Source organism: Paraburkholderia eburnea (assembly GCF_002917095.1).
In the GTDB taxonomy this organism is placed as follows: Bacteria; Pseudomonadota; Gammaproteobacteria; order Burkholderiales; family Burkholderiaceae; genus Paraburkholderia; species Paraburkholderia eburnea.
In genome coordinates, this window is record NZ_PQGA01000009.1 from 158,116 (window position 1) to 183,704 (window position 25,589).

22 protein-coding genes are annotated in these 25,589 nt (G+C 63.8%); 11 read left to right on the top strand and 11 right to left on the bottom strand.

The window, feature by feature from the left end; translation table 11 throughout:
• Positions 1 to 3 precede the first annotated feature (3 nt).
• Complete coding sequence (locus tag B0G62_RS17975; protein ID WP_103705568.1) at positions 4 to 618, bottom strand: TetR/AcrR family transcriptional regulator; 615 nt, start codon at positions 616 to 618, stop codon at positions 4 to 6.
• Between the two features lie 396 nt (positions 619 to 1,014).
• Here B0G62_RS17975 and B0G62_RS17980 point away from each other — a divergent pair, with 396 nt between their 5' ends.
• From B0G62_RS17980 to B0G62_RS18000, 5 genes are read left to right on the top strand one after another with little or no spacing between them, the layout of a single operon-like run.
• Complete coding sequence (locus B0G62_RS17980; protein WP_103705569.1) at positions 1,015 to 3,378, top strand: TonB-dependent hemoglobin/transferrin/lactoferrin family receptor; 2,364 nt, start codon at positions 1,015 to 1,017, stop codon at positions 3,376 to 3,378.
• A gap of 42 nt (positions 3,379 to 3,420) precedes the next feature.
• Positions 3,421 to 4,527, top strand: coding sequence for a hemin-degrading factor (locus B0G62_RS17985; protein WP_103705570.1), 1,107 nt, complete (start codon positions 3,421 to 3,423; stop codon positions 4,525 to 4,527).
• Positions 4,524 to 5,435 (top strand): heme/hemin ABC transporter substrate-binding protein, encoded by a 912-nt coding sequence (locus B0G62_RS17990; protein WP_103705571.1) that lies wholly within the window; start codon positions 4,524 to 4,526, stop codon positions 5,433 to 5,435. The genes B0G62_RS17985 and B0G62_RS17990 overlap by 4 nt, the downstream gene beginning before the upstream one ends.
• Complete coding sequence (locus tag B0G62_RS17995) at positions 5,435 to 6,571, top strand: FecCD family ABC transporter permease (RefSeq protein WP_103705572.1); 1,137 nt, start codon at positions 5,435 to 5,437, stop codon at positions 6,569 to 6,571. The genes B0G62_RS17990 and B0G62_RS17995 overlap by 1 nt, the downstream gene beginning before the upstream one ends.
• A 31-nt stretch (positions 6,572 to 6,602) precedes the next feature.
• The gene (locus tag B0G62_RS18000) at positions 6,603 to 7,415 is read left to right on the top strand and encodes an ATP-binding cassette domain-containing protein (protein ID WP_103705573.1); all 813 of its coding nucleotides are present in this window, start codon (positions 6,603 to 6,605) and stop codon (positions 7,413 to 7,415) included.
• Positions 7,416 to 7,493: 78 nt separating this feature from the next.
• Here B0G62_RS18000 and B0G62_RS18005 read toward each other — a convergent pair whose 3' ends face one another.
• The 4 genes from B0G62_RS18005 to B0G62_RS18020 form a co-directional block, all read right to left on the bottom strand.
• The gene (locus B0G62_RS18005; RefSeq protein ID WP_103705574.1) at positions 7,494 to 7,964 is read right to left on the bottom strand and encodes a DUF2269 family protein; all 471 of its coding nucleotides are present in this window, start codon (positions 7,962 to 7,964) and stop codon (positions 7,494 to 7,496) included.
• Positions 7,961 to 9,217 carry an SDR family oxidoreductase gene (locus tag B0G62_RS18010; protein ID WP_103705575.1) on the bottom strand — a complete coding sequence of 419 codons (1,257 nt, stop codon included), beginning with the start codon at positions 9,215 to 9,217 and terminating at the stop codon, positions 7,961 to 7,963. Before B0G62_RS18010 ends, B0G62_RS18005 begins: the two co-directional genes overlap by 4 nt.
• Positions 9,218 to 9,330: 113 nt before the next feature.
• Positions 9,331 to 9,858, bottom strand: coding sequence for a GbsR/MarR family transcriptional regulator (locus B0G62_RS18015; RefSeq protein WP_103705576.1), 528 nt, complete (start codon positions 9,856 to 9,858; stop codon positions 9,331 to 9,333).
• A 69-nt stretch (positions 9,859 to 9,927) separates the two neighbouring features.
• Positions 9,928 to 10,773 carry a hypothetical protein gene (locus B0G62_RS18020; RefSeq protein WP_103705577.1) on the bottom strand — a complete coding sequence of 282 codons (846 nt, stop codon included), beginning with the start codon at positions 10,771 to 10,773 and terminating at the stop codon, positions 9,928 to 9,930.
• Positions 10,774 to 11,090: 317 nt separating this feature from the next.
• Here B0G62_RS18020 and B0G62_RS18025 point away from each other — a divergent pair, with 317 nt between their 5' ends.
• Positions 11,091 to 11,426: a DUF4148 domain-containing protein gene (locus tag B0G62_RS18025; protein WP_103705578.1), complete on the top strand. Its 336-nt coding sequence runs from the start codon at positions 11,091 to 11,093 to the stop codon at positions 11,424 to 11,426.
• Between the two features lie 18 nt (positions 11,427 to 11,444).
• Here B0G62_RS18025 and B0G62_RS18030 read toward each other — a convergent pair whose 3' ends face one another.
• From B0G62_RS18030 to B0G62_RS18050, 5 genes are all read right to left on the bottom strand, one after another.
• Positions 11,445 to 13,040 (bottom strand): TolC family protein, encoded by a 1,596-nt coding sequence (locus B0G62_RS18030; protein ID WP_103705579.1) that lies wholly within the window; start codon positions 13,038 to 13,040, stop codon positions 11,445 to 11,447.
• A complete protein-coding gene (locus B0G62_RS18035) occupies positions 13,027 to 15,042 on the bottom strand; it encodes an FUSC family protein (RefSeq protein ID WP_103705580.1) in 2,016 nt (671 codons plus the stop codon). The genes B0G62_RS18030 and B0G62_RS18035 overlap by 14 nt, the downstream gene beginning before the upstream one ends.
• A complete protein-coding gene (gene mdtN / locus B0G62_RS18040; protein ID WP_103705581.1) occupies positions 15,023 to 16,084 on the bottom strand; it encodes a multidrug transporter subunit MdtN in 1,062 nt (353 codons plus the stop codon). Before mdtN ends, B0G62_RS18035 begins: the two co-directional genes overlap by 20 nt.
• Before the next feature lies 1 nt (position 16,085).
• A complete protein-coding gene (locus B0G62_RS18045) occupies positions 16,086 to 16,373 on the bottom strand; it encodes a YtcA family lipoprotein (protein ID WP_103705582.1) in 288 nt (95 codons plus the stop codon).
• A 215-nt stretch (positions 16,374 to 16,588) separates the two neighbouring features.
• Entirely contained in the window at positions 16,589 to 17,830 is a 1,242-nt protein-coding gene (locus B0G62_RS18050; RefSeq protein ID WP_103705583.1) for an NADH:flavin oxidoreductase/NADH oxidase family protein, read from the bottom strand.
• A 160-nt stretch (positions 17,831 to 17,990) separates the two neighbouring features.
• On the opposite strand from B0G62_RS18050, the gene B0G62_RS18055 reads away from it, so the two are divergent.
• Positions 17,991 to 18,890, top strand: a complete 900-nt coding sequence (locus B0G62_RS18055; protein ID WP_103705584.1) for an acetoacetate decarboxylase — start codon at positions 17,991 to 17,993, stop codon at positions 18,888 to 18,890.
• Between the two features lie 60 nt (positions 18,891 to 18,950).
• On the top strand, positions 18,951 to 19,430 hold the full coding sequence (locus tag B0G62_RS18060) for a MerR family transcriptional regulator (protein WP_103705585.1): 480 nt from the start codon (positions 18,951 to 18,953) through the stop codon (positions 19,428 to 19,430).
• 103 nt (positions 19,431 to 19,533) lie between these two features.
• Here B0G62_RS18060 and B0G62_RS18065 read toward each other — a convergent pair whose 3' ends face one another.
• Positions 19,534 to 19,800: a hypothetical protein gene (locus B0G62_RS18065; RefSeq protein WP_103705586.1), complete on the bottom strand. Its 267-nt coding sequence runs from the start codon at positions 19,798 to 19,800 to the stop codon at positions 19,534 to 19,536.
• 493 nt (positions 19,801 to 20,293) lie between these two features.
• On the opposite strand from B0G62_RS18065, the gene B0G62_RS18070 reads away from it, so the two are divergent.
• The 3 genes from B0G62_RS18070 (at position 20,294) to B0G62_RS18080 (ending at position 25,380) form a co-directional block, all read left to right on the top strand.
• Complete coding sequence (locus B0G62_RS18070) at positions 20,294 to 21,430, top strand: MBL fold metallo-hydrolase (RefSeq protein WP_103705587.1); 1,137 nt, start codon at positions 20,294 to 20,296, stop codon at positions 21,428 to 21,430.
• Positions 21,431 to 22,072: 642 nt separating this feature from the next.
• Positions 22,073 to 24,262 carry a TonB-dependent siderophore receptor gene (locus B0G62_RS18075; RefSeq protein ID WP_181315605.1) on the top strand — a complete coding sequence of 730 codons (2,190 nt, stop codon included), beginning with the start codon at positions 22,073 to 22,075 and terminating at the stop codon, positions 24,260 to 24,262.
• Positions 24,263 to 24,432: 170 nt separating this feature from the next.
• A complete protein-coding gene (locus B0G62_RS18080; protein ID WP_103705589.1) occupies positions 24,433 to 25,380 on the top strand; it encodes a DMT family transporter in 948 nt (315 codons plus the stop codon).
• Positions 25,381 to 25,589: the final 209 nt, after the last annotated feature.

Genomic DNA, 25,589 nt, shown 5'->3' on the forward strand with positions numbered 1-25,589 from the left:
TGTTCAGGCGTAGCGCGCGAGAAACATATCGGCGGCGGACTCGGCGATGCGCGCCTGGCCCGCGGCATCCAGCGGCGGTTGGCCCATCGTCACCTGCGGCCAGAACGCGAACGCCTTCACCATTCCCTGCAGTTCCTGCGCCGCAAAGAGCGGGTCGTCGATCCGCAGACGCCCATCGGCGGTGGCGGCGCGAATCCATACGGTCACGTCCTCCTCGCGCTCGCCGATGCGCGCGACCATGTCGCGTGCGCGCTCGGGCGAGTGGATGCCCGCCGCGATCGCCACGCGCGCGAGCGCCAGAAATGACTCGTCGGCCATCAGGCGCAGCTTGCGCGCGAGCAGCGCAAGCAGTTGCGGGCGCAACGGTTCGGCCGCGCGATAGGCAGGCGGCGCGCCGCTCTCGCTCGCATCCCAAAGCCGCATCAGGATCGCCGCGAACAGCGCTTCCTTGCTCGGAAAGTGGTTGTAGACCGTGCGCTTGGAGACGCTCGCGCGTGCGGCGATGCGGTCCATGCTGGTCGCGTCGTAACCGGCGCCGAGAAATTCCTCGATGGCCGCTTCCAGAATGGCGGCGCGTTTGCGGTCGGTCAGGCGTTGCGGGGTGGCGGTCGGATCCATGGCGCGATTTTACTGGTTCGCTCCGTCGCCGGGCGGGCTCCGCGGCGCGTGTTTGCACTCGCGACCGGACATTTCTGCCGATTTACGCCGATTCGCTCCCATTTTTTGCAGATAACCATGACGCATATAAGGGCTTCCCGCTGTATGCGTGGGGGAAACATACATACGCGGCTGTTTCTATGTGGCCAGGAGGATCAGCACTAACTGGCTGATAAACCAACGCTTTTTACTCGCGCTATGTGAGCGCGAATCGATTCTTCATCCTATCCCATCCACTCGAACTTCCCCGTATTTTTAAAAAGTAAATGAGAATTGTTTGCATCCAGGATAAGATCGAGTTCGCTTTCGGTTCGTAAGAAACCGGGGCGCCTGGATTCTGACTACGGGGTAGATTCGATGCATTTCAATCAAAGACTGGTGCGGCGCGTGCTGCCGGCGCTGATTGCCGAAGCCTGCGCGCTTTATGCCAGCCAGACGCTGGCTGCTGAACCGGCTCAAGCGGCTCAAGCGGCCGCCAACGCGACACTCGCACAAAGCGCCACGACCGGCGACGCCGCCAAGCCCATACGCGCCGACGCCATGCGCCGCGAGCAGGCGCTCAAGGCCGTCACGGTCACGGCGACGCGCGGCGGCAACACGGACCCGAACCGCACGGCGGCCACGGTCTCGGTCATCACGAGCGACGATATCGACGAGAACAACGCCAAGGACGTCAAGGACGCGCTCAAGTACGAGCCGGGCGTCGAAGTGCGCCACTCGGCCTATCGTCCGGCGGGTATCACGGGCGCGTCGGGTCGCGCGGGGAATGAAGGCATCAATATCCGCGGCCTCGAAGGCAACCAGGTGTTGCTGCTCGAAGACGGCGTGCCGCTGCCGCAGTCTTATGCGTTCGGTTCGGGGTCGGCTGGCCGCGCCGATTATCTGAACACGGATCTCTATCAGCGCATCGAAGTGCTGCGCGGGCCGACCTCGGCACTGTACGGCAGCGATGGCCTGACGGGCGCGGTCAACTTCGTGACCAAGGACCCGGGCGATCTGCTGTCGATCTACAACAAGCCGACCTATTTCTCGCTGAAGGCGGGCTACGACTCGACCGACCGTAGCTGGGGATCGACGGCGACGGCCGCCTTCGGCGGCGACGTGGTGCAGGGCATGATCGCGCTGTCCGGCCGCCACGGTCATGAGACCGACAACAAGGGCGATAGCAACACGCTGGGCGCGACGCGCTCGGAAGCGGACCCGCTGACATACAACAATCGTAGCGCGCTCGGCAAGCTGGTTTTTAAATTGACGCCGCGCGACACGCTGAAAATCACTGCCGAAACGCTTAGTAATGCGAATTCAAGCGACGGACTTTCGCAGCTCGGCGGCGCGTATACATGGAGTGGCTACACGGCCAATCGCTACGTGACCGGCAACGAGGTGAACAGCAATCGCGTTCAGCTCGACTACGATCATCGCGACGCCACGAACCCGTATTTCCAGCAATTGCATGCGGCGCTCTATTACCGCAACGCCTCCACGCGGCAGACGCTGGATATCGGCGGCGCCAATTCCAGGGGCGCGACGACGTCGCGCTCGCGCACCAACGACTATGGCGACAACATTCTCGGCGGCAGCGTGGTGGCCGATAGCGCGTTCGAGACCGGCCCGTTCCAGCACAAGCTGACCTACGGCTTCGACGCGAGCGTTTCGCACTACAGCACCGCAAGCTCGGCGGGATCGGAGTGGGTGATCAGCGCGGACGGCTATCCGGAAGCATTCCCGAAGACCACGCAAACGAATTTCGGCGCCTTCGTGCAGGACGAAATCCGCTGGAACAGGCTGAGCGTGGTGCCGGGCGTGCGCTTCGACTGGTACGACATGACGCCGCATCCGGATGCGACCTACGAGTCCATGTCGGCCGCGTCGACCAAACCGACCACGACGTCCACGGGCAACGCGATCTCGCCGCGCCTCGCGGTGCTTTACGAAGTCTCGCCCGCGTTCGTGCCTTATGTGCAGTACGCGCATGGCTTTCGCGCGCCGTCGGCCTACCAGGTCAATAGTTTCTATAACCCGGCGGGTTCGTACGGACTTTACTATCAACAGGTTGGCAATCCTGACCTGAAGCCAGAAACCAGCAACTCGATCGAACTGGGCCTGCGCGGCAAGCTTGGCGTCGGGCACGGTCAGGTGAACTACAGCGCCGCTGCGTTCGCAGGCCGATATAGCAACTTCATCGATACGAAGGTGATCGGCGGCAGCGTTACCTCCGCGACCAATCCGTACACGGTGCAGTACGTGAATTATTCGAAGGCCTCGATTCAAGGTCTTGAAGGCAAGGCCGACTGGTACGTGAACGACAGCCTCGAAGTGAAGGGCGGTTTCGCGTGGATTCACGGTACCGAAACCAAAGACGGTGTGACTTCGGGCCTGGACACGGTGCCGCCGCTCGCGGTCGTGCTCGGCGTGAAATACGCGCCCACCGAGCGCTGGTTCGCCAGCGCCGACCTGACCTACAACTCGCGCAAGAGCAAATCGACGATGTCCACCTCGTCGTATTTCTCGACGCCGTCGTACACGATTCTCGACCTGCACGCGGGCTACAACATCACGCGCCACGTGAGCGTGACGGCGGGTATCGACAACGTATTCGACCGCAAATACTGGATCTGGAACGACGTGCGAGGCCTCTCGGACAGCGACAGCGCAGCGAAGATCAACGCGTACACCGCGCCGGGCCGCAACTTCAACGTGGCGATGAAGATCGACTTCTGACGCGACGTATTCAACCGTTCAATGCAATCAGGCAGGACCATCATGACGCAAACCTCTCTTCAAGTCCCCGCGAATGCGGCCACGCTCGCGCTGCTGCGCGAAGCCTTTACCGAACTGCGCACGACGCGCAAACTGCGCCATCGCGAAGCGGCGGCGGAACTGGGCGTGAGCGAAGGCGAGGCGCTGGCGGCCTTTGTGGGCGAGCATGTCGTGCGGCTCGATACTCACAGCGTCGATCAATTCGCCGCGCTTTTCGAGGCGATGCCGTTGCTCGGCGAGGTCATGGTGCTCACGCGCAACGATGCCGTCGTGCACGAGAAAATCGGCACATTCGGCAAGATGAGCCGCAACGGTCCGGTGGGCCTGACGGTGGGCCGTGCGATCGATCTACGCATCTTCTATGCGAAGTGGGCGTCGGCGTTTGCGGTGCGTGAAACCTGCGACGATGGCGTGCGCGAAAGCCTGCAGTTCTTCGACGCGCAGGGCGTGGCCATCACCAAGATCTATCTGCGCGATGCAAGCGATCACGTGGCGTTTGACGCGCTGGTCGAACTTCACGCAATGCCGGTGCAGAAGGCGGGCCTGGCGGTAGCGCCAGCGCAGCCGCGCGCGACGCAGCGCGACGATGCCCAGATCGACGTGGCGGGTTTTCGCGCGGCGTGGGCCGCGATGACGGACACGCATGAATTCTTCGATATCCTGCGTAAATTCGATGTAACCCGTCTGCAGGCACTACACCTGGCCGATGCCGCGTATGCGGAGCCGATCACGCCCGACGCCATCGAAGCGCTGCTGAACCACGCCGCCGGCACGCAGTTGCCGATCATGGTGTTCGTCGGCAATCCGGGCATGATCCAGATTCATACCGGCCCGGTGCAGACGATTCGCACGATGGGTCCGTGGCTCAACGTGCTCGACGCGGATTTCAATCTGCATCTGCGCACGAATCTCGTTGCGCACGCATGGATCGTGCGCAAGCCGACGAGCGATGGGATCGTCACCTCGGTCGAACTCTTCGATGCGGCAGGCGAGAACATCGCCATGCTGTTCGGCGCGCGCAAGCCCGGCCAGGCGGAACGCGAAGACTGGCGCGCAGCCGTGCAGCGGCTTGCGCGCATTGAACGTGTCGTTGAGGGAGTGACCGCATGAGCGACGATCGTTTCGATTTCAGACGGCGACGCCTGCTGATCGGCACGGGCGGGCTACTACTGGCGGCGAGGGGAACGGGCTTTGCCAGGCTGGCGAGCGCGGCCCCGACGCCGGCAAAGGCCGACGCGCCGCGCGTCGTGGTGATCGGCGGCGCGCTTGCCGAGATCGTCTATGCGCTCGGTCGTGCCGACACGCTCGTGGGCGCCGATACGACCTGCACCTATCCGCCGCAGGCTCAAGCGCTGCCCAAGGTCGGGTATCAGCGCGCGCTGTCCGCTGAAGGCCTGCTGTCGTTGCAGCCGACGCTGATCCTCGCCTCCGCCGAGGCGGGACCGCCATCGGTGCTGCAACGCGTTGCCGATGCGGGCGTGAAGCTCGCAACCTTCGGCGAAGGTCACGATGTGGCCTCGGTGCGCGAGAAGATCGTCGGCGTGGCGCGCGCGCTGGACGCTGAAAACGCGGGTCAAACGCTGCTGGCGCGCTTCGATCGCGCGTGGACCGAGGCGTCGGCGCAGGTGGCCCAGTCACCCAGGCCCGCGACCCAGCCGCGCGTGCTGTTTCTCATGAGCCCGGCAGGTAACCAGCCGATGGTGGCGGGCCAGCATACCGCCGCCGACGCCATGCTTGCCTATGCAGGCGCACGCAATGCGATGCAGGGTTTCCCGGGCTATCGCGCACTTACGCCCGAGGCGCTCGTGGCGGCGCAGCCCGACATCGTGCTGACGACAGACGACGCGCTCAAGGCCGCAGGCAGCAAGCGGCATCTGCTCGATTCGGCGGGCTTCGTGCTGACGCCTGCGGGGCGCTCGACGCGGGTGGTCGCGCTCGATGCGCTGTTCCTGCTTGGCTTCGGCCCGCGCTTGCCCGAGGCTGTGAGCGCACTCAATCGCAGTCTGGCGAAAGCGTGATGACCAGGCAGACTCTTCGACTCGCGCAGCCTTCGCTAGCTGAGCCTGCTTCCGTGTGCACGTCGCGTTCGCGCGTGCCGCTGGTGTTTGCCGCGCTGGGCGTATTGCTCGCGCTGGCCGTGCTCGCGGCCGTGTGCATGGGCGCTTATCCGGTGTCGCCCACCGCACTTTGGCAGACGCTTGTGGCGGGTGATCTGCATTCAGGCGCGCAAGCCGATCGCTCCGCGCTCGTGCTGCTTGAACTGCGCGTGCCGCGCGTCGCGCTTGCACTGCTCGTGGGCGCGGGATTCGGTGCGGCGGGTAGCGCCTTGCAGGCGCTGTTGCGCAACCCGCTCGCGGACCCCGGTTTGATCGGCGTATCGAGTGGCGCGGCGCTGGGCGCTTCGCTGCTGATCGTGTTCGGTGCGGTGCTGTTGCCGCATCTGGCCGGCTGGTGGCCCGCTGCATTCGAGGGCGGCTTCGCGCCGGGTTCGGGCCAACTCACGGCGATTGCGGCATTCGTGGGGGCGCTAGGCGTGACGCTGGGTGTCTACCGGATTTCGTCGTCGAATGGCCGTGTGGTGCTGCCGATCCTGCTGCTTGCCGGCGTGGCCGCCAACGCGCTTGCGGGCGCGGTGATCGGCACGCTCTCTTACGTGGCCACCGATGCGCAATTGCGCTCGCTGACGTTCTGGAGCCTGGGCAGTCTCGCCGATGCGAAGTGGTCCACGCTCGGCGCCATCGCGCCGTTCGTGATCGCCGGCATCGTGACGATTGCCGCGCACACGCGCGCGCTCAATGCGATGCAACTCGGTGAACTGGAGGCGCATTATCTTGGCGTTCCCGTGCGACGTGTCAAGCACTCCATACTATTGGCGGTTGCGCTGGCGATTGGCGCACTGGTGTCGAGCACAGGGCAGATCGGCTTTATCGGGCTGGTTGCGCCGCACTGCATCCGGCTGTCATGCGGGCCCGATCAGCGCGTGGTGCTGCCGGGATCGATGCTGCTGGGCGCGTTGCTGACCGTGGGCGCCGATCTTGCCGCGCGCACGCTTGTTGCTCCCGCCGAGATTCCGCTCGGTGTACTCACCGCCTTGCTGGGTGCACCGTTCTTTATCGTGCTGATTTTGCGCAGCCGACGGCAGTTCGGCGGATAAACGCGTCGGCAAAAAACTGAAAAGAATACCCATGCTTTCGATTGAAAAACTGCGTATCGGCTACCGGGGAAGTTTGCTGTTCGATGATTTCTCGCTGAGCGTTGCACCTGGCGAATTCGTCGTCGTGCTTGGCCAGAATGGTGTCGGCAAGAGCACGCTGCTCAAGGCGCTGGCGGGCGATTTCACGCTGCACGGCTTTCCCGATCGCGCGAGTAGTGGCACGCTCACGCTCAATGGCGAAGATGTGCGCCGTATCGCGCCGCAGCGCCTGGCGCAACTGCGGGCAGTGCTCGCGCAAAGCGTGCCCAATACGTTCGCGGTGACCGTGAACGAAGTGGTGCAACTGGGCCGCTACGCGCATCTGGACGGCGCGGCATTGCCGTTTTCCGTCGATGTGCTGGTGCAGGACATGCTCGCACTGGCGGGCGTGGCACCGCTCGCGCATCGCGATATCACTACGCTTTCGGGCGGCGAATTCGCGCGCGTGCAGTTCGCGCGTGCGCTCGCGCAATTGTGGACGCTCGACGCCCATCAGATGCCGCCGCGCTATCTGCTGATGGACGAGCCCACGGCGGCGCTCGATCTCGTTCAGCAACACCGGCTCTTCGCCACGGCACGCAGGCTCACGCGCGCGTGGAATATCGGCGCGCTCGCGATTGCACACGACTGCAATCTCGCTGCGCGGCACGCGGATCGACTCGTGTTGATCGCCAATGGCCGCGCTATCGCCGACGGCCCGCCGCGCGATATCATGCGTACCGATCTGCTCGAACGCTGCTACGGTGCGCCGATGCAGATTGCCGGTCAAGATCAGGACGCTGTCGCCAGCATTTTTCCGGCCTGAATTCGAAATAAAAGCATTTGCGCGATGCCGCGCCTGCATCGGCGATGTGTGGCTGGAAGCGACAATCGTTGCTGGCGCTCAACTGGGCTTGAACACCATCAGGAAGTAGACCAGCAACATTGCCACGAACGCCGGGTAGCCCAGCCATTCCCACCACTTCGCGTATTGCCAGTAGCGTGCGGGCAGCGTCGTCGCGTGCGATGCGTGCGCGGTCCGGGCCAGATGGGCGAGCTGCAACTGCAGCCATACCACCGGCAACCAGCAGGCACCCGCGAGTCCATAGAGCGCGAGCGTCGCGACGATCCACGGGCTCCGCCAGGGCCAACCCGCCGCGTGGGCGAGCCAAAGACCGCTGGCGGGCTGGAACAGCACGGCGGGCGTGGTGAACCACCAGTCGGCGCGCACGACCAGACGCGCCACGGCGGCGATCACGGGCACCGATCGCGTGCGATTGGCGAAGTAGAGATAGAACGCAGTCCCGAACCCCGTGCCCACGAGCAGCACGGACGAGAGGATATGCAGGGTCTTGACGACGAGATAGACGTTCATGGGCGGACTTCCTCGCTCAGGAGTACCAGGAGCAGAGTAAGAATCGGCAGGTTCTTGAGGATCGAGCCGAATGGGTCGGTGAGGAGGTCGGGCAGCGCGATCGCGATAATCGCGGTGTATGCGACGATGAGGGCGATCTGCGCGCACCACAGACGCCTTCCGGGCCAGAAGATTGTGGCAAGACCAAACGTGAAATCGAGCGCGGAGGCCGCGTAAAGCGCAGTCAGCGCCGCGCTTGCGTGCAGGCCGACGCGCGCCAGCAGCGCGAGGCTTTGCGCTTGCGGATGAAGCCATGCGCTGACGATTGCGCTCCAGATCCACATGACGGCCAGCGCGAAACGCAATGCGTAGGACCGCCAGGCTTCGAGCGCTTCGCGCCGCAACGATGCGGCTTCGTCCTGCGCGATGAAGTCGCGAATACCCATCGGCGCGCGTTCGAGCAGCGCCGTCGTCGCGGCGACATCGGCGGTGCTGCCGGACTGGAGCATGCGCCAGGTATCGCGCGTGAGCATCGTGCCAGGCACGTGCTCGAACAGCGCGGCCGTGCCGCCAACCAGCACGGCAGGCATACCCATGCTCGGCGCAGGCGCGAATCCGAGTGCCCGGCGAAAGACGGCCAGCATCTCGCGATACTCGACCTCTTCACCGCCGACGATATCGAGCGTCTGTCTCGCAGGCGTACGAGCATCGATCAGGCGCGCGACGGCCTCGGCCAGATCGTCCGCGTGGACGTGCCGCAGTCGTTGGTGTCCGCCTGCCGGAAGCACATGAAGCGGTATGCTGGCGAGCGCGCGAAAGAAACGCGCCGACGTGCCGTGTGTGCCATAGACCAGCGCGGGTCGCACGATCTGCCAGTCGATCGGCAAGCTCTGCAAATGGCGGTCCGCCGCCAGTTTGCTCGTGAAATAAGGCGCCGCTCCCGTCTCCACACCGAGCGCCGATATTTGCACGACGCGCTTCACGCCCGCCTGCTGGCACGCATCGAAAAGCGCAATCGGGCCACGTACATGAACGGCGTCGAAGGTTTGCTCGCCATGCTCCAGAAGAATGCCCACCGCGTTGACGACAGCATCGAAGCCATCAAGTTGCGCGCGCAACGTTAAAGAATCGGGAGGCGCTGCAAAGTCGATCTGGATTTCATCGGCGTGCGTGGCATGGCGCACGCCTTTCACGACGCGATGGCCGCGACGTTCGAGCGATGCGCACAAGGCGCTGCCGATAAATCCGTGTGCACCGCAAACAAGGATATTCATGCGTGAGCCTCCCTGGCGACTGATATTGCTAAAATTACTGTTATTTCTGTATTAAAAGAAATAACGAGCCAAAAAAAACAGGCTCCCGATTTCCAGAGCCTGCCTTTGCGACCTCAAGATTTGCGTCTGACCACCTTGCTGATCTTCGCGCCCATGCCTAGCGTCTTCATGAGCGTTTCCGGCTTCAACCGCAGCATCTCGTCGGACCAGGTCGTCAGGGTTTCGAGAAACTGCAGCGTGTCGCGAATGCGCTGCTCGGTTTCGCGGCTTTCCCTGGCGATCTCCGGGCCGTCGAGCGTGTCGCGCAGCATCGTGAGCGTGGGGTCGATTTCGCGCTGGCGGCGGCCTTCGACAATCAGTTTGAACAGCTCCCAGACATCGGTGGAGGTTTCGAAGTGATCGCGCCGGTCGCCCATCACATGCACGACTTTGGCAAGCCGCCACGATTGCAGCTCCTTCAGGCTCGTGCTGACGTTCGAGCGCGCGACGCCCAGCGCCTCGGCGATTTCGTCGGCGGCGACGGGGCGGCCCAGCAGATAGAGCAGGGCGTGAATCTGCGCCACGGTGCGGTTGACGCCCCAGCGCGAGCCCATCTCGCCCCAATGCAGGATGAACTTTTCGGCGGTCGGTGTGAGTTCCATGGGCTCGACTGTATGGACTTCAGTTATTTCTGTCAAGACAGAAATAACTGAAGTGAGCGCGTAAGGCTATCAGGCCGTTTCGTCAACGCCCAGCGAGCGGGTTTGCGTTGGCGGGAAGAAGTTCGGGATGGCGCGGCTGTCCGTGCCGAAGATGTCCATCCGCAGCACGCCGTACGACGTATGCCCCGACGACGAGGTGAAAGTGGCCGTGCCGTTTTTCGCGGCCTGGACGCTCTTCATGAAGTTCAGAAAGCCCGTCGCGCTGCCGGGATCCTGTGCCAGGTTCAACGTGTTGCTGCTGCTCGTGTCGCTGCCGATGTGATACGTACCGCCTTTCATGAGCGTCGATTGCGCTTCCGTACCGAGCTTCGAGAACAGCGACATGAAGCTGGTGAGTTTGTCGGCCTGTTGGCTCACCGCCTGGGTTTGCGATGCCGTTAGCGGATTGCCGTCCGCATCGGCCCATGTCGAATAGCCTGCGACAGCGTCGTCGTGGAACGACCGCACGGCTTGCACGAGCGATGCGCTGTTGTTGAGCTTGTCCTGGAGCCAACTCTTATCGGCGGCGCTCATCGTCTTCGACGTGACGGCGATGCTGCCGTTGTCCGAGGAAAAATCGAAGTCGGCGTTGGCCAGATCCGGGCGCTCCTTGATCAGCGACTGCATGACCGGAATGAGCGCGTTGGCGATGTTGGCGGCGTCGGCGCCCATCTTCAGCGGTGCACCGAGTGCGCTCAGATATTTGTTCAGGCGTGTCTGATCGAGCGGATCGACGGCGGTGAGGGTGACCGGCGTGGACGAGTCCGGCGTAACCGAAGCGGCTCCGGTCTGCGCAGCAAGCCGGATACTGGCGCTGGCGCCGGAATCCGCGCCGATCAGGCCGATGGTATTCGCAGTGTCGATCGTTAGACTCATCCGCTACTCCCGTCTGGTTTTCAATCTGTTTACGGCAAGCGGCACGGATATCTTTAGAGTCGCCTGAACGGTGACGCGATGTCGCCGTTGCTCGACGGCTGGTCGGTGCTCAAGCGGCGGTTCGCGGGCCTCAGGCTTTTTGTATCGCCGTGTATCTGGCGCAGTCACAGACACGCGGGCTTGCACGAAGGCCGGTGAGTGGACACAAGCGGGATACGTGGGGGCGTTCAAATACACCCATGCCAGTCAGCCACGTCGCAAAGGCGATAAACCGGCTGACCGGATCGGATTCTTCCTTAACCCGCTGGAGAAAAGCCATGAAACTCGTTCAATCGCTGCTCGTCGCTGTCGTCGTCGCTGTTCCCGCTGTGTCGTTCGCTCAGTCGAATGAGCCGGTGACCCGCGCCCAGGTTCGCGCCGAACTGGTGCAACTGGAGAAGGCGGGCTACAACCCGGCCGCAGACTACACGCAATACCCGCAGAATCTGCAGGCCGCGCAAGCACGTATCGATGCGCAGAATCAGGGTGCGGCATCGGCTTATGGCTCGGGGGCGAGTGGAAGCTCGGCGGCGGGTGTTCGCACGGTTCATGGCGCGGCTGATAGCGCGCAGAACGATGTAGTGGGCCTTGGACCGATCTACGCGCACTCCTAAGCATTGGATTGTCCCGGCTCAATCACCCTGCCAGGCGGCCCCACCGTCCGGCGGGGCGCCGCCGATTTCACCGGTGGCGAGCGCAAGCGACGCGGCGGCGGACAGCGCGGCGCTATAGCTGTCCGCGTAGGCGTTCTGCGCGGCGAGCAACTGATTCTGCGCGAGGAGCGCATCGGTAATCGAGCCGACGCCGTGCCGATAAGCCGCGAACGCTGCGTCATAAGTCGTCTGCGTGGCGTCGAGCAGCGCCTTCGCCGCGTTGTTTGAAGCGAGGCTCGTGGCCAGCGCGTTCTGCGCGGCGACGATCTGGCGAACGGCTTCGTCGCGCGTATGCGTCGATTTCGCGCTGGCGCTGTCCGCGTCGTTGCGCGCCTGCATCAGCACGGCGGAGCGCAGGCCGCCGTCGTAGAGCGGAATCGTCACGCCCAGAAAAATGCTGCCGCTGCGGCGGCTCCCATTCAGGTTTACCGTGGCCGCCTGATCGCCGACCGGCGGAATCGCCGTGATCGCCGTGGTGCCCGTGCCATAGGCCGCCGACGCGGAGAGAAACACCTTCGGCATGAACGCTGCTTCGGCCGAGCGGATCTTCGCCTGGTTGGCCTGTTCGAGCGCGTAGGCGCTCTGCACATCGGGGCGGCGCGCGATCGCGTCCGTGACGATCTCATCGACCGGGCGATGCAGCGATGGCGAGAGCGCGCGCGGCGGCAAGGCGGCGATCGCCGGTTTCGACAACGGCGAAATGCCGAGCGCCGCCACGAGGCTCAGATAGCTGTCGCTGACCATGCCATCGGCCTGCACCTGGGCGAGATTGGCCTGGGCGCGGTTTTGCGTGGCCTGGGCGAGTTCGACCACGGTGCCCACGCCCTGCTTGAGCCGGGCGCGCGCGGCGGCGAGGATGCCGTCGGCGTTGTCGAGCGCCTGCTGCGTGGTGCGCGCGCGTGCAAACGCGGCCTCGTAGGTGTAGTACGCGACGCTGACGTCGTGGATCACCTGCTGATGGACGGCGGTGAACGCGATATTCGCGGCCAGCGAGAGCTGGTTGGCGGCATCCACGCGCGCGCGGCGACCGCCGAAGTCGAACAGCAGCCATTGCAGCGCGAGCACCGAAACCGTGCCGTGAATCTCGGCACTCGTCGATGAGGTGCCGAGCAGTGTGGTCGTCCCTCCACTTGCTGCCTGGTAGCCGCCGATCGCGGTCGCGGTGAGCTGCGGCAGGTACGCGGTCTTCGCGATGCCCGCGGCGAGCGCCGCGTTGCGCGCGTCGTTCCAGGCGACACGCGTGAGCGGATTGGCCGATTCCGCGATGTCGATCAGTTCGGGCAACGTGTACGCGTGGTTCGCGTCGAGCGCGGCGGCGGGTTCGATGCTCGACAGCGCAGCACTGCGGGGCAAGGTGTAGCCATCTTGCTTTGCCCTGGCATCGGTGATGTGCAGCGCCGGGCCGGGCACGATATTGCCCGTCGTGTCGGTCTGCGGCTGCCACGGACGGTCGGCGGCGGGGGGCGCGAGATCCAGCGAGGACGTCGCGCATCCGGCAAGTCCGGTCATCGAGAATGCAAGGGCCGATCCAGCGGCCAGTGCGATCGAACGCGGCGTCGGTTTAGGGGCGCGCATGGGTCGGCGTTTCACTGGGCGTGGCGATAGCGGGGATGCGTTCATAGCGTTGCGCGATGAGGTTGAGCAGCGCGTTGACGCCGGGATCTGTGATGGCTTCGGCAGGAGGGGGAGAAGGGCTCTCATGAGCGTCGGTGCCGGGCGCGAGTTGCCGCGCGAGCGCGTCGAGGCGCGCCTCGCCTGTGGCGCCCGCTTGGCCCGCGGCGAGAAAGAGCGGCGCTTCCAGCGCGCCCAGTTCGGCGAGCGCGCGTCGCCGGCTGGCGATCCATGCGGGCGCAGGGCGAACCCACGACGGCTCGTAATGAATCAGCCCCAGGTCCTGGCGCAGGCCGCCGTAGTCGGCCAGTGCGCCGGCGACGAGCGCGCGGCGCGTGGCGGCGTCGGTGGCGTGCGCGATGCGGGTCCATTGCGCGATCAGCTTCGTGAACGCTGCATCGATATGACCGGCGATGCTGACGGGCCAGACGCGCGTGAAGACCAGATAGACCGCGACATTGCCGATCAGAATGCCGATTGCGCGGTCGCGCGCGATTGTCAGGTCGAACGCGGGCGCCGCGCCCTGGATCACGCACAGAAAGAACGCGAACGCGATCTGCATACCCGCATAGGCGATGCGCGGCGACCCCATCGCGACCCATCCGGCCAGCCACGCACCCACGAAAACGAGCGCCATCAACTCGAAGCCGGTGGTCAGGATGGGCGTGACGAACACGATCGCCGCCGTGCCGAGCAACGCGCCAATCAGGCAACCCGTGATGCGCAGTGTGAGTTTTTCGACGGTTTCGGCGGTCGTGCTGAGCGACACCATGTAGCAGGTGATGAAGCAGGTATGGATGCCCTGCCAGTCGAGCTGCTGATAGAGCAGATAGCAGAACATCGCTGCCGCCGTGGTTTTGAGCGCATAGCGGATGTGATCGGGATTGGTGAACGCGTCCTCGTCGAAAAAGCCGCGACGGGCGGGGGCTTCTTGCGCAGGGGCAGGCGCTTGCGGTGGCGTCGCGAAATGCTCCAGCGCCGCGCGCAGGTCCGCGAGTACGACGGCGGCGAGCGGCGTGAGCTTCCTGTCATCGCAAACGGGCGTGGCGATGTCCACCGGATAGCCGCCCGCGTCGAGTATCGCGGCCATCTGCGTCAGCGTGTCGGCGAATTGTGCGGCGCTTTCGGCGGGCAGCCGGGCGGCAGGCTCGCTCGCGGCAAGGTCCGTCGCGACCAGGATCGCCGTCGTGGATGCAGCCGCCTGGCGCAGTGCGGTTGCGTCGGCGGGTTTCAGGCTGCCTTCGAGTGTCGCGAGCTTCAGCCACGTCATGATCTGATGATCGCCTTCGCGCAGGCAGGCCGCGAACGCGGCGCGCCCGGCGGCGTTCGCGGGGTCGGTCAAACACAGGGCCGCGAGTTTTAGGCGCTGCGCAAGCTTCACGCTCGCCAGCCGTCGCGGCGAAGGTCCGATCAGCAGATTGACGACAATCGCCAGGCCAATCGGAATCGCGACGAACAACCATGCGTACAACAGCCCGCGCGTGGCCGCTTCGCCGACGGGGGCAAGACCCAGTTCATCGAGCCCGAAGCCGACGATCATCGCCACGATCGCGCCGACCGGGCGCAACTTGCTCGCCGAGGTAACGAATAGTAATCCGAACGAAAGCAGCGCCATGCAGCCGACCCGCAGCGCGGGCACGTCGATGGAAAAGATCGCGAAGACCATTACGGTGCCGATGATCGCGGTGACGAGCAGCAGCAACGCGCAGGACATGAGGACGCTCGTGACGCGGTCCGGCCGGTTCAGGAAGAACACGATATAAGCCGATGTCGCGGCCTCGGGCGTGCCGTATGCGCTGGCCACGAGCACCGTGAGCGCGCAGATCAGCGCGATGCGCGTGACGATCGACGCGCGCCCCGGAAACGGTGCGAGCAGTTTCATGATCTCGCGCGGACGCGGCGCGCTGACGTCGCCAGCAAGGTCGCCGGCAACGTCGATTCGAGCGTCAGCGGCAGGACTGGCCATGGCGGACCTCGACGATCGCGCTTGCGCCGATACGCACCAGCTTCGCGGGCGGCGTCTCTATGCGCACACGTACAGGAAAGCGCTGCGAGACCCGCACCCAGTTCACCGACTGCTGCACATAGGGCAGGCTGTGCGGAATATTGACGCGGTCGGTGTCAGCGATGCCCGCGCCGATGCCGATGACCTTGCCGCTCATCGCCTGTTTTCGGTCGATCATCGAATACACGGTGGCGCAGTCGCCCACATCGATCGCGCCCAGCGCCGTCTCGCGGAAATTCGCCACGGCGAACCATTCGCCCGTGTGGATCAAGGTGAAGATGGACTGATTCGGCGCGACGGTTTCGCCCGCGAGAATCGACAGCCCCGTGACATAGCCTTCGAACGGCGCGCGCACGATCGTATCGTCCAGCGCGTGCTGGGCGAGCGCCAGCGCTGCTTCACGCGCGTGCAGGGAGGCGATCGCGTCGGCATCGTCGCCGATGGTCTGCGCCGAAGACCGCTGCTGCACTTTGGCCTGCTCGACCGATACGCTTGCGTCGCGCTGCGCGACGACCGCCTGATCGAACTGCTGGGCCGACACGTAGCCCTGCGCCGCGAGCGGGCGCAGCCGCTCGACGCTGCGTGTCGCGAGATCGTAGTTGTGCGTGGCGCGGCGGGTCTGGTCGGCAGCGAGCGTCGCGTTCGATGTTTCGCCGATCACCGAGCGCCGGCGCGTGGCCAGCGCCGCGCGCGCCACCTCGACTTCGGCCTGCGCCTGCTGGACCGCGAGCCGGTAAGGCACGGGATCGATTTCGAACAGCACGTCGCCCTTCGCGACATGCGCGTTCTCTTCGACCGGCACCCGCACGATGCGGCCGCCAACGGGCGAGGCGACATGCACGACATCGGCGTCGATGCTGGCATCGTCAGTCGAGGGATAGCGCGTCGAGCGATCATAGGCATACCAGAGCGCCGCCGCGCCAAGCAAGACAATCACGGCCGCGATCGCGCGGCCCTTCCAGGCGGGGGAGGTGGGTGAAGAGGGAGCGCCGGCCATTTTCATCTCAGAGCGCCCCCGTTCCCAACAGCCAGACGAGCACCCCGACGACGACGCCGATCGCCGTGCAGACGGACAACTGATAGGGCACCTCGCGGGCCCAGCCGGTCTTGACGAAGACGCGATGCGCCACCACCGCGCCCACGACGCCGGCCACGCCGCTGGTCAGCCAGAAGGGAAAGTACGCGCCGAATAGCGCAAAGGACGGCGCGCCGCGCGCAGCGCAGCCCGCAAGCGGCGCGGATGCCAGCAGTGAACAGGCGGTAGCGGTTCTGGGCCATGTACGTTGTTTCATCGCTTTCGTGACTGGAACAAGAACTGGATTCCCACTCGTCTGCCTTTGCCTGCAATTGGCCGGCAAGCCCAATGCGCGGGCTGGCGGCTTACAGGTCGCTTCGGCATGCTGTCTTGAGCGGCGAGGCGCTTCATCATAGCGCGGATTGCCGTGTGGCCTGGCTGGGGTGGTGCGCTTAAGGGGTAGCGGGTTGGGTTTGGCGCAGACCTGACTAGTTATTGAGCCGACAACGAATTCTGCGCCATCCAGCGCCGATATTCGCGCGTGCGCGCCGCCTCGCCAAGCTGTTGCAGAATCAGCGCACGCAACGGCGAAACTTTCGGATCGGTTGTTTTCCCGAGGCTCAATCTGCGCAACTGGAACTTCACGGCGGCCATATTGGCGAGAGACGCCAGCGGCTTGTTCTTCCATGTGATCGGCGACAGCGCCGGCGCGTTGTCCTTGCCGGCACGCCAGTCGCGCGGCAGATACGGATCGATGGCGAGCGCCGTGCCAATACCGACCATGTCCACCCCGCTCGCAACAACCTGATCGGCGACGGCCTGGCGGCGGATGCCGCCGGTGACCATCACAGGCATCGCTGCAATCGTACGGATATCGCGCGCGAATTCCGCAAAATAAGCTTCGCGGGCGAGGGTGCGGCCATCGCGGGCGTCGCCTTGCATCGCCGGGGCTTCGTAGCTTCCGCCGGACAATTCGACCAGATCGACAGCCAGTTCGTTGAGCAGTTTGACGACCTGACGGGCGTCATCCGCACTGAAGCCGCCACGCTGGAAATCGGCGGAATTCAGCTTGACCGCAACGGCAAATGTGGGAGAGACCACGGCACGCACCGCCTTGACGATTTCCAGCAGCAGGCGTGAGCGATTCTCAAGCGAGCCGCCCCATTCGTCCGTTCGCTGATTGGTGAGCGGCGAGAGAAACTGGCTGAGCAGATAGCCATGAGCCGCGTGAATCTCGACGCCCGTAAAGCCAGCCATTTCGCCCAGCCGCGCCGTTCGCGCGAAGCGTTGGATCACGTCTTCGATGACTTCGCGCGTCATCGCCTGGGGTGTGTTGAAATGCTTCGACATCTTGCCGAGCGCCAACGGAACCGCCGAAGGCGCCCATGTCGGCTGCCCGAGATTCGCGCGCATCTGGCGGCCCGGATGATTGATCTGCAGCCAGAATTGCGCGCCTTTCGCGCGGCCGATGCGCGCCCACTTCCTGAATGATTCGATATGCTGATCATTTTCTAGCACCACGCCGCCCGGTCCCGTCATGGCGCGGCTGTCGACCATCACGTTGCCGGTAATGAGCAGGCCGGAACCGCCTTCCGCCCACGCCTGATAAAGACGCATCAGTTGCGCCGAAGGGGCGTGGTTGGCGTCGGCCATGTTTTCTTCCATGGCGGCTTTGGCAATGCGGTTCTGAATGATCGAACCGTTGGGTAACGCGAGCTTGTCGAACACGTTCATGAGTTCACCTCGTTTGATCGTGTTCCGACTTTAAGGTTAAAGGTAACTTTAATGTCAATACCTTTTGTTTGTTCCTCGCCGGTCTTCATTTGAGCGCTTGACCTTAAAGTTGACTTTAAGCTTAGAGTGGCGTTCACATAGAGACAGGGGGGCAGCGAACATGGACAGGCTGTTTACGCAGGTCGAATTTGGGCCACACAAAGTCGAAGTGCCAGCAGGCGGTTACTACGATCGTTTCCGGATGAACCCAAACCTGGACGAGGTGGCGCGCGACCCGGCGGCGGGAAATATCGACTGGTTCCGCAGGATTCCGAAGCAGATGCTGGCGTCGAGAATCGGGCCGACCTGGGCGCCGAACTTTTACTATCGCACGAGCCAGGTTCAGCTACTTTTTCTTGCGCCGATGTCGCGACTGCGGGCAATGTTGCCGATGCCGCTCGAACCGCTGCGCGCGTTTCCCGGCTATGGACTGGTGGCGCTAACGTTCTTTTCATACGCCGTATGCGATAACGATCCCTATGACGAAGTCTCCATTGCTGTAGTGATCCGTCGGCCTGGCGCGCGCGGGTCACATACGCTGGAATTGCGCAATGCCATGCGCCGTCGGCATTTCTACGCGCATGTGCTAGCGCTGCCGGTCAGCACGGAAATCGCGCGCGTGCGCGGCGTGTATGGCTATCAGTTGCCCAAGTGGCTTGCGGCCATCGACGTAAGCATCGGAGCCGATGTGAACGCGCGTATTGCGGGTCCGAACGGCGTACCGGATTTAACCTTGAGCGCGCCGCTGCCGTCGCTGCGCGAAGTCTTGCCTCAATCGCAGATGGGCACGACCACGATGATCAATAGGGTCGATGGACAATGGCATCAGGCGGCGGTGCAGACCAATACGTTATCGTTCGCTCAACGCCTTTTTCCGCGTAACGTGACGCTGCTGCGTAACGGTGGTCCACTGAGCCAGTTACTCGACGGGCTGGGCGCGAAGACGGTTGTCCGTCTGGACGTGGTCAAGGACGCGCAGGTGGTGCTGAATTTGCCCACGCCGCTTCGGGGCTTTATTTAAGCATTGGATATGCCATCATCATCGTCTGACGATCGGCTTGTGGCAGGAGGTATCCGGAACATGAAAATTGGGGAATTGGCGCAGCGCACGGGTCTGGCTGCCTCGCGGATTCGCTTCTACGAAGATATCGGCTTGCTGAAAGCCGAACGCGAGCCGAACGGATATCGCAGCTATTCACCCGAGGCGGTGCTGGTGCTCGAGCTGATTGCCGCGGCACAGCAGGCCGGTTTCAGCCTCGACGAGATTCGCATACTGATGCCGCTCGATATGGAGCAATGGCAACACGGCACGTTGATCGAAACGCTGCGCGCCAAGGTGCAGGAAATCGAGGCGATGCAAACGCGGCTTGCGCAAAGCAAGGCTCATCTCGTCGCATTGCTGGCGGAGATCGACGCGAAACCCGCCGACATGGACTGCAGCGCCAATGCGAAGCGCGTGATGTCGCGCATACGGGCGGGGCAAGTGAAGGCGCCGACGCTCGTGCCAGCCGATGTCACGACACTGCGCAAAGCGAAGCGTCGTGCGGTCAAGCACGGCTAGTCGAAAGCGTTCGCTAAAACCAGGCTGCACATCGCGGCCCGGTTTGCGAACATCGACGGATTCGACGCGCTACAGCCAACCGTCCAGCGGGACGACGCAGGGCTTAGTGCCCGTGCGCCTCACGCAGCCCGGCATCGTGTTCGGGGCGTTGATCGCGCGTGCGGACGTGAAATGCCGCCGATACGATGTACAGGACGCCAGCGAATGGCCAGGAATAAGTCGCGAGGACGAAGGAGAGGAGGAAGGCGTTCTGGGCTGAGTATGCGTTGAGCGCCCAACAGAGGCACGCAACCGGTAACAGCAGCAGACACAACGCCGACCGATTCAGGAAAACGGCGACCTTTGCATTCTTGAGCTTTTCTGATTGCATGCCTGTCTCCATAGGGAATGGCACTGAGACATAGAGTCGCACACCCGGAATGGCGCGAATACTCAGTGAATTCCCTGACGGATGCCTAACTAAATGTGCGGCGATGCAGCAAGTCGAGGGTGAATGACGCGGTGCAAAATCAAATTGCCAGGTCCGTCCCTTCTTTGCTGATGATAAGGTTTCCGAATTAATAATTTGCTGCTTAATGCAGGGTTAATTGCTACCGCGCCGTGCCTAATGGTCATGTGTACCGGTATGGCATCAAGTTTGCCGAAATCTGATTATTCGGATTGCGAAGTATTTATCGGAGGTTTGCTTTCGCGTGCGACTTCGCGCTGCACCGCGATGCAGGAAACTTGACCGATACGACGACACTGAATATTTGTACGGGAGCAGACACTTCGCCTGGCGAATACATTATTTACACCCGGCAGTTTACTTTTCCATGGAATAAACTACACTCATCAGTCTACTTTTCCGCTGGAAGGCGCTTATGTCATCGATCCCTGATTTGCTCGGCCGCACTTTCGGTTTTACCGCCGCGCGTCGCTCGCGCGCCCTGTCGGGCGCCTCGCCGCAACACGACGGCGAGCGCTTTCGCAACGTGCAGCCGCGGCCGCAGGAAGGTCTGGTGAAGAGCCTCGGCATCATCTGGAGCGTGTTGTTCCGCAAGCCGCGGGGCACCGTGCCCGCCAGCGCGCTGCCCATTGCCGCGCTGAGCCGCGCGGACCTGGATGCCGCGCCCGATCGCAGCCTTTACCGTCTCGGCCACTCCACGCTGCTGTTCAAGCTGCGCGGCGAATACTGGCTTACCGATCCGGTGTTCGCCGAGCGCGCCTCGCCGTTCAAGCTGCTCGGCCCCAAGCGCTTTCACGCGCCGCCGATCGCCCTCGCGGACCTGCCGTCGCTGCGCGGCGTGATCCTTTCGCACGATCACTACGACCATCTGGATCGCGAAACGGTGCTCGCGCTTGCGGCGACGACGGGCGTATTTCTCACGCCGCTTGGCGTGGGCGACCGCTTGATCGAATGGGGTATCGACGCGAGCAAGGTGCGCCAGCTTGACTGGTGGCAGAGCGCCCAGATCGACGGCATCACGTTGACGGCGGCCCCTGCGCAGCACTTTTCGGGGCGCAGCCTGTTCGACGGTAACAGCACGCTTTGGGCATCGTGGGCGATCGCCGATGACGATCTGCGCATCTTCTTCAGCGGCGATACCGGTTATTCGGAACATTTCCGCATGATTGGCGAGCGCCTTGGGCCGTTCGATGTGACGTTGATGGAGACGGGCGCCTATGACCCGCAGTGGCCCTACGTGCACATGCAGCCCGAAGAGACGGTGCAGGCGCATCTCGATGTGCGTGGCCGCTGGATGGTGCCGATCCATAACGGTACCTTCGATCTCGCGTTGCATCGCTGGCAGGAGCCGTTCGAGCGCGTGATGGGGCTGGCGGCGGCGCACGGCGTGGCACTGGCGACGCCGCGCATGGGCGAACGATTCGATCTGGCCGCGCCACAGCGCGGCGAGCGCTGGTGGCGCGAAGCCGGGGAGACGCAGGTGACGCAAGTGGAAAAAGGGGGCCGTCGGCGGGGAGGATGGTGCCGGCAAGCAGACAGCGCGAGGTCCTGAAACCGCGTGTCGCGCGCGGGCGATGCGCGAGGATCGCCCAAAATCAAAGGGACACTCCCGCGCGCGCGACCACTCCACACCCGATCTGCGCATGGCAACCCAGGCGCGGTGCAAGGGACACGCATGCGCCGGTCGGAACGACTCGTCGAAACGCGCTGTAAGCGCAGAATCGCGAGCCTGCCGCCGGCTATGGCCCTCGGTGGAATTGTAGTGATGCGTATCCGCTACACCGGCGCAGGTTTTCGCGGCAGCCCGCCGGTGCGTGCCGCGCGGCCCCCCTGTGAGCCTGCGCAGCCTGCCGCACCTGGCGGGCCGCTCGCGCGTGGCTGACCGCGCGCGCCGGAGCGTCCCTCGTCTTTCCGCCCGGTATCGTTCGAATGCCGGGCGCCCGCCAACATAGCGGGTTTTTCCGCTGACGATTGACCGTGCGTCTCAAAACTCGTCGGGCCAGCCAGAAATATCCGCGCTCCGTCCGCGTCCAGACACGCATCACGGCGTATGCGTGTCATCCATGCAACACCCTGACAGCAGGCAACATAAAGCTTTCAAAAGCCAGATGGCTTTGCTACCATGCCGGCCTTATGTAATGAGAATACTTCTCATTAATATTCTGGAGCTGGAGACGCTCCATCCCTGGCCGAAATGAATCCTTCACAATCCGTACGCCGCACCGAGCGCTCGCGCCCCCGTCCCTTGCAGATTGCCGCCTGGCTCGCGTTCGCGGCTGCTGCGCAATCCGCTTTCGCCCAGTCCGCAACGACCGGCACCGCTGCCGCTTCGTCCTCCGCGAGCGGTACGGAGCAGTCGCTGCCCGCCGTCAAAGTCAGCGCGACGTCCTCCGACGATACGCCGCTGCATCTGACCACGCCGGTTTCGAGCGGCGCGCTCGGCACGCGTTCGCAGCTCGAAACGCCATTCTCGACGACCGTGGTGACGGGCGAGGATCTCGCCAATCGTCAGGCCAACAAGCTCGGCGACGTGTTCGCGGGCGACGCCTCGGTGACGGACAACAGCAATGCGTACAGCGCCTGGGCGACCTACATCACGATCCGCGGCCTGCCGATCGACTGGCAGAACGGCTTCAAGATCGACGGTAATCCGTTCATTTCATATGGCATCACGATGCCTTATGAAAACCTCGAACGTGTGGAACTGCTCAAGGGCGCGGGCGGCTTCATGTACGGCTTCGCGCAGCCCGGCGGCGTGGTCAACTACGTGACGAAGAAGCCGGGCAAGGACCCGGTGACGAGTTTCGATATCGGCTATCGCATGGATGGCGTGCTCAGCCAGCACGCCGATCTGAGCCGCCGCTTCGGCCCGGACGGCATGTTCGGCGCGCGCATCAACTACTCGCACGAAGCGGGCAAGACCTATAACGCGGGCGATATCAACCGCAATTCGGTGGCGCTCGCGCTCGACGGTCAACTCACGCGCGATCTCGACGTCTATTTCAACGCGATCTATCAGACCAGCCGTTCGAGCGGTCAGACGCCTGCCATCTATGTGTCCCCGACGTATGTCGGCACGAGCCTGCCCGCGACGATCAGCGGCGGTTCGAACCTGCTGAACAGCGCCGGGCAGCATCTGAACACCAATCTGCAGTTGTACACGGCGGGCGTGAAATACCAGATCGCGCCGGACTGGACGTTCAATACGTCGGCGAGTTATAGCAAGTCCGCGCGCGACCGCAACGAAAGCACGCTGACGCTGGCCAACCAGGCCGGCGACTACACCGATTCGCGCTGGAACGGCGACGAAGGCCATCAGGACATCTACTGGCAGGGCACCTTCGAAGGCAAGGTCAAGACCGGGCCGTTCACGCATCAACTCGTGTTCGGCGCATCGGTCCAGCATCAGACCAACGACTACAGCACGGCAGCGGGCACTGCGGGCGGCACGCTCGGCGCGGGCAATCTCTACGTGCAGAATCCGTACTTCTTCTACTCGGGCAGCGGCCTCGACAAGTACCGCGCGAGCGAGATCAACCAGAAGGCGCTGTTCCTGAGCGACACGATGCAGATCACGAGCCGCTGGTCGCTGCTGGCGGGCCTGCGTTACACGAACTACGATCAGGAAAGCTTCGCGGAGTCGGGCGCGACCACGGCGGCATACGGCAAGAACGGCGTCGTCACGCCGACCTTCGCGCTCATGTACAAGCTCGATCCGCTCACCACGGTCTACGCGAGCTATGTGGAATCGCTGGAGGCAGGGCAGGTCGTTTCGGATATCTACGCGAACGGCGGATCGGTACTGAACCCGCTGCGCTCGCGCCAGTACGAAGTGGGCATCAAGAGCGAGCACGAGCGCTGGAGCGCGAACGCCGCGCTGTTCCGTATCGAGCGCGGTGCGTCGTATGCGAACAGCCAGAACGTGCTGTTGCAGGATGGCGATTCGATCTACGAAGGCGTCGAGGCGGGCGGCAGCGTGCGTCTGGGCCGTAGCTGGCAGGTCGGGGGCGACATCATGCTGCTCGATACGTGGTACGCGAAGGGTCAGACCTATAACGGCAAGCGCGTGGCCGGTGCGCCGCAGTTCACGGCCGCCGCGCGCGTGAGCTACGACGTGCCGTTCGTGCCGGGCCTGCAGTTGGGCGCCGATGCGAAGTACACGGGCAACACGGCAGTGCGTCCGGCAGGGGATCTGGAGGCGGGCGGCTACATGCTCGTGAACCTGGGCGCGAACTATATGACGCGCATCGGCGGCCACGACGTCACGCTGCGCGCGGCCATCGACAACCTCACGAATCGTCGCTACTGGATGTTCCAGTACGACAGCTATATCGCGCCGGGCGATCCGCGCACGGTCAGCCTGAACGCGAAGATCGACTTCTGATCCGCACGGTGAGGCAGGAATAAACGGGCCGCCAGTGGTGCGCCCCGACCAATACACGGGGATGCGCGGCTGGCGGTCCGTCGCTATCGGTTGTCAGTTTTGCGCTATATGACTGGAATCCGCCGAACCCATACTACGGCGGTCAGAAAATAATATCGGCGAGACGGGCGATGAGAAAGCATGTAGACGGCGCGGCGGTCGCCATCATGGTGACGCTGTGTTTGATGTGGGCCACGCAGCAGGTGGCGATCAAGGCCGTGGCCGGCGACGTCACGCCGATGCTGCAGGTCGCGCTGCGCTCGGGCGGCGCGGCGGCGCTGGTCTGGCTGGTCAACCGCTTTGTGTTGCGCGAGCGCTGGCTGCCCGGCATCGCGTTGCGTTCAGGACTCGTGGTGGGCGCGCTGTTCGCGCTGGAATTCCTGTTCGTCGCCGAAGGGCTGCGCTGGACCAGCGCTTCGCATATCGCCGTGCTGCTCTATACGGCGCCGATGTTCGCCGCCATCGGCCTGCATCTGAAACTGCCCGATGAACGTCTGGGCGGCATCCAGTGGGGCGGCATCGGCCTGGCGTTCGTGGGCATCGCGATCGCGTTTCTCGGCCCGGCGCTCATGGGCGGCAGCGCGGTGCCCGGCCCGGACTGGATGCTCGGCGATTTCATGGGCCTGTGCGGCGGCGCCGCGTGGGGCATGACCACCGTGGCCGTGCGGACCACGCGGCTGAGCGATGCGCCTGCCACGCAGACGCTCTTCTGCCAGCTTGCGTGTGCTTTTGTGCTGCTGTTGCCGGTGGCTTTCCTCACCGGGCAGACGACTTTTCGCCTCACATCGTTTGCGCTTGCGAGTCTGGGTTTTCAGACGGTCGTGGTCACGTTCGCGAGTTATCTGGTCTGGTTCTGGATGCTGCGCCGCTACTATGCCGCGCGTCTGGGCGTGCTGTCGTTCATGACGCCGCTGTTCGGCGTGGCGCTGGGTGTGGCGCTGCTGCATGAGCATGTCGACGCGGCGTTCCTGGCCGGCTCGGCGCTCGTGCTGGCGGGCTTGTTGATCGTCAACGGCCAGGCCGTGATGCGGCAGGTTTTCATGCGCGGTGGACGCGCGCAAGGCGGCGCGCGCGTCTGAGCGCCGTGCACCCCAGCATTCGCAGCGCAGCGAGCGCAATGGCGTGAAGATTCACGGTGCGCTTTATCGCGAAGTTATGAAACTGCTCGATTTGTCTGAACTATATTCGGATGCCGAAGTATACGAAATGTAATCGGGTGGTTGCGCGTCGAGGTTACGTTCTATCGCATCAAAAAACGTAACGTCCGTTGCGTAACGCGCATTGGCTG

Excerpts from the sequence above, each read along its gene's own strand:
- B0G62_RS18050 (WP_103705583.1), bottom strand. The coding sequence starts at position 17,830 with ATGAACGTGTTCGACAAGCTCGCGTTACCCAACGGTTCGATCATTCAG.
- B0G62_RS18060 (WP_103705585.1), top strand. The coding sequence starts at position 18,951 with ATGAAAATTGGGGAATTGGCGCAGCGCACGGGTCTGGCTGCCTCGCGG.
- B0G62_RS18055 (WP_103705584.1), top strand. The coding sequence starts at position 17,991 with ATGGACAGGCTGTTTACGCAGGTCGAATTTGGGCCACACAAAGTCGAA.
- B0G62_RS18010 (WP_103705575.1), bottom strand. The coding sequence starts at position 9,217 with ATGAATATCCTTGTTTGCGGTGCACACGGATTTATCGGCAGCGCCTTG.
- B0G62_RS17985 (WP_103705570.1), top strand. The coding sequence starts at position 3,421 with ATGACGCAAACCTCTCTTCAAGTCCCCGCGAATGCGGCCACGCTCGCG.
- B0G62_RS17980 (WP_103705569.1), top strand. The coding sequence starts at position 1,015 with ATGCATTTCAATCAAAGACTGGTGCGGCGCGTGCTGCCGGCGCTGATT.
- B0G62_RS18000 (WP_103705573.1), top strand. The coding sequence starts at position 6,603 with ATGCTTTCGATTGAAAAACTGCGTATCGGCTACCGGGGAAGTTTGCTG.
- B0G62_RS17990 (WP_103705571.1), top strand. The coding sequence starts at position 4,524 with ATGAGCGACGATCGTTTCGATTTCAGACGGCGACGCCTGCTGATCGGC.
- B0G62_RS18030 (WP_103705579.1), bottom strand. The coding sequence starts at position 13,040 with ATGCGCGCCCCTAAACCGACGCCGCGTTCGATCGCACTGGCCGCTGGA.
- B0G62_RS17995 (WP_103705572.1), top strand. The coding sequence starts at position 5,435 with ATGACCAGGCAGACTCTTCGACTCGCGCAGCCTTCGCTAGCTGAGCCT.
- B0G62_RS18045 (WP_103705582.1), bottom strand. The coding sequence starts at position 16,373 with ATGAAACAACGTACATGGCCCAGAACCGCTACCGCCTGTTCACTGCTG.
- B0G62_RS18025 (WP_103705578.1), top strand. The coding sequence starts at position 11,091 with ATGAAACTCGTTCAATCGCTGCTCGTCGCTGTCGTCGTCGCTGTTCCC.
- B0G62_RS18070 (WP_103705587.1), top strand. The coding sequence starts at position 20,294 with ATGTCATCGATCCCTGATTTGCTCGGCCGCACTTTCGGTTTTACCGCC.
- B0G62_RS18065 (WP_103705586.1), bottom strand. The coding sequence starts at position 19,800 with ATGCAATCAGAAAAGCTCAAGAATGCAAAGGTCGCCGTTTTCCTGAAT.
- B0G62_RS18080 (WP_103705589.1), top strand. The coding sequence starts at position 24,433 with ATGAGAAAGCATGTAGACGGCGCGGCGGTCGCCATCATGGTGACGCTG.
- B0G62_RS18015 (WP_103705576.1), bottom strand. The coding sequence starts at position 9,858 with ATGGAACTCACACCGACCGCCGAAAAGTTCATCCTGCATTGGGGCGAG.
- B0G62_RS18075 (WP_181315605.1), top strand. The coding sequence starts at position 22,073 with ATGAATCCTTCACAATCCGTACGCCGCACCGAGCGCTCGCGCCCCCGT.
- B0G62_RS18005 (WP_103705574.1), bottom strand. The coding sequence starts at position 7,964 with ATGAACGTCTATCTCGTCGTCAAGACCCTGCATATCCTCTCGTCCGTG.
- mdtN (WP_103705581.1), bottom strand. The coding sequence starts at position 16,084 with ATGAAAATGGCCGGCGCTCCCTCTTCACCCACCTCCCCCGCCTGGAAG.
- B0G62_RS17975 (WP_103705568.1), bottom strand. The coding sequence starts at position 618 with ATGGATCCGACCGCCACCCCGCAACGCCTGACCGACCGCAAACGCGCC.
- B0G62_RS18020 (WP_103705577.1), bottom strand. The coding sequence starts at position 10,773 with ATGAGTCTAACGATCGACACTGCGAATACCATCGGCCTGATCGGCGCG.
- B0G62_RS18035 (WP_103705580.1), bottom strand. The coding sequence starts at position 15,042 with ATGGCCAGTCCTGCCGCTGACGCTCGAATCGACGTTGCCGGCGACCTT.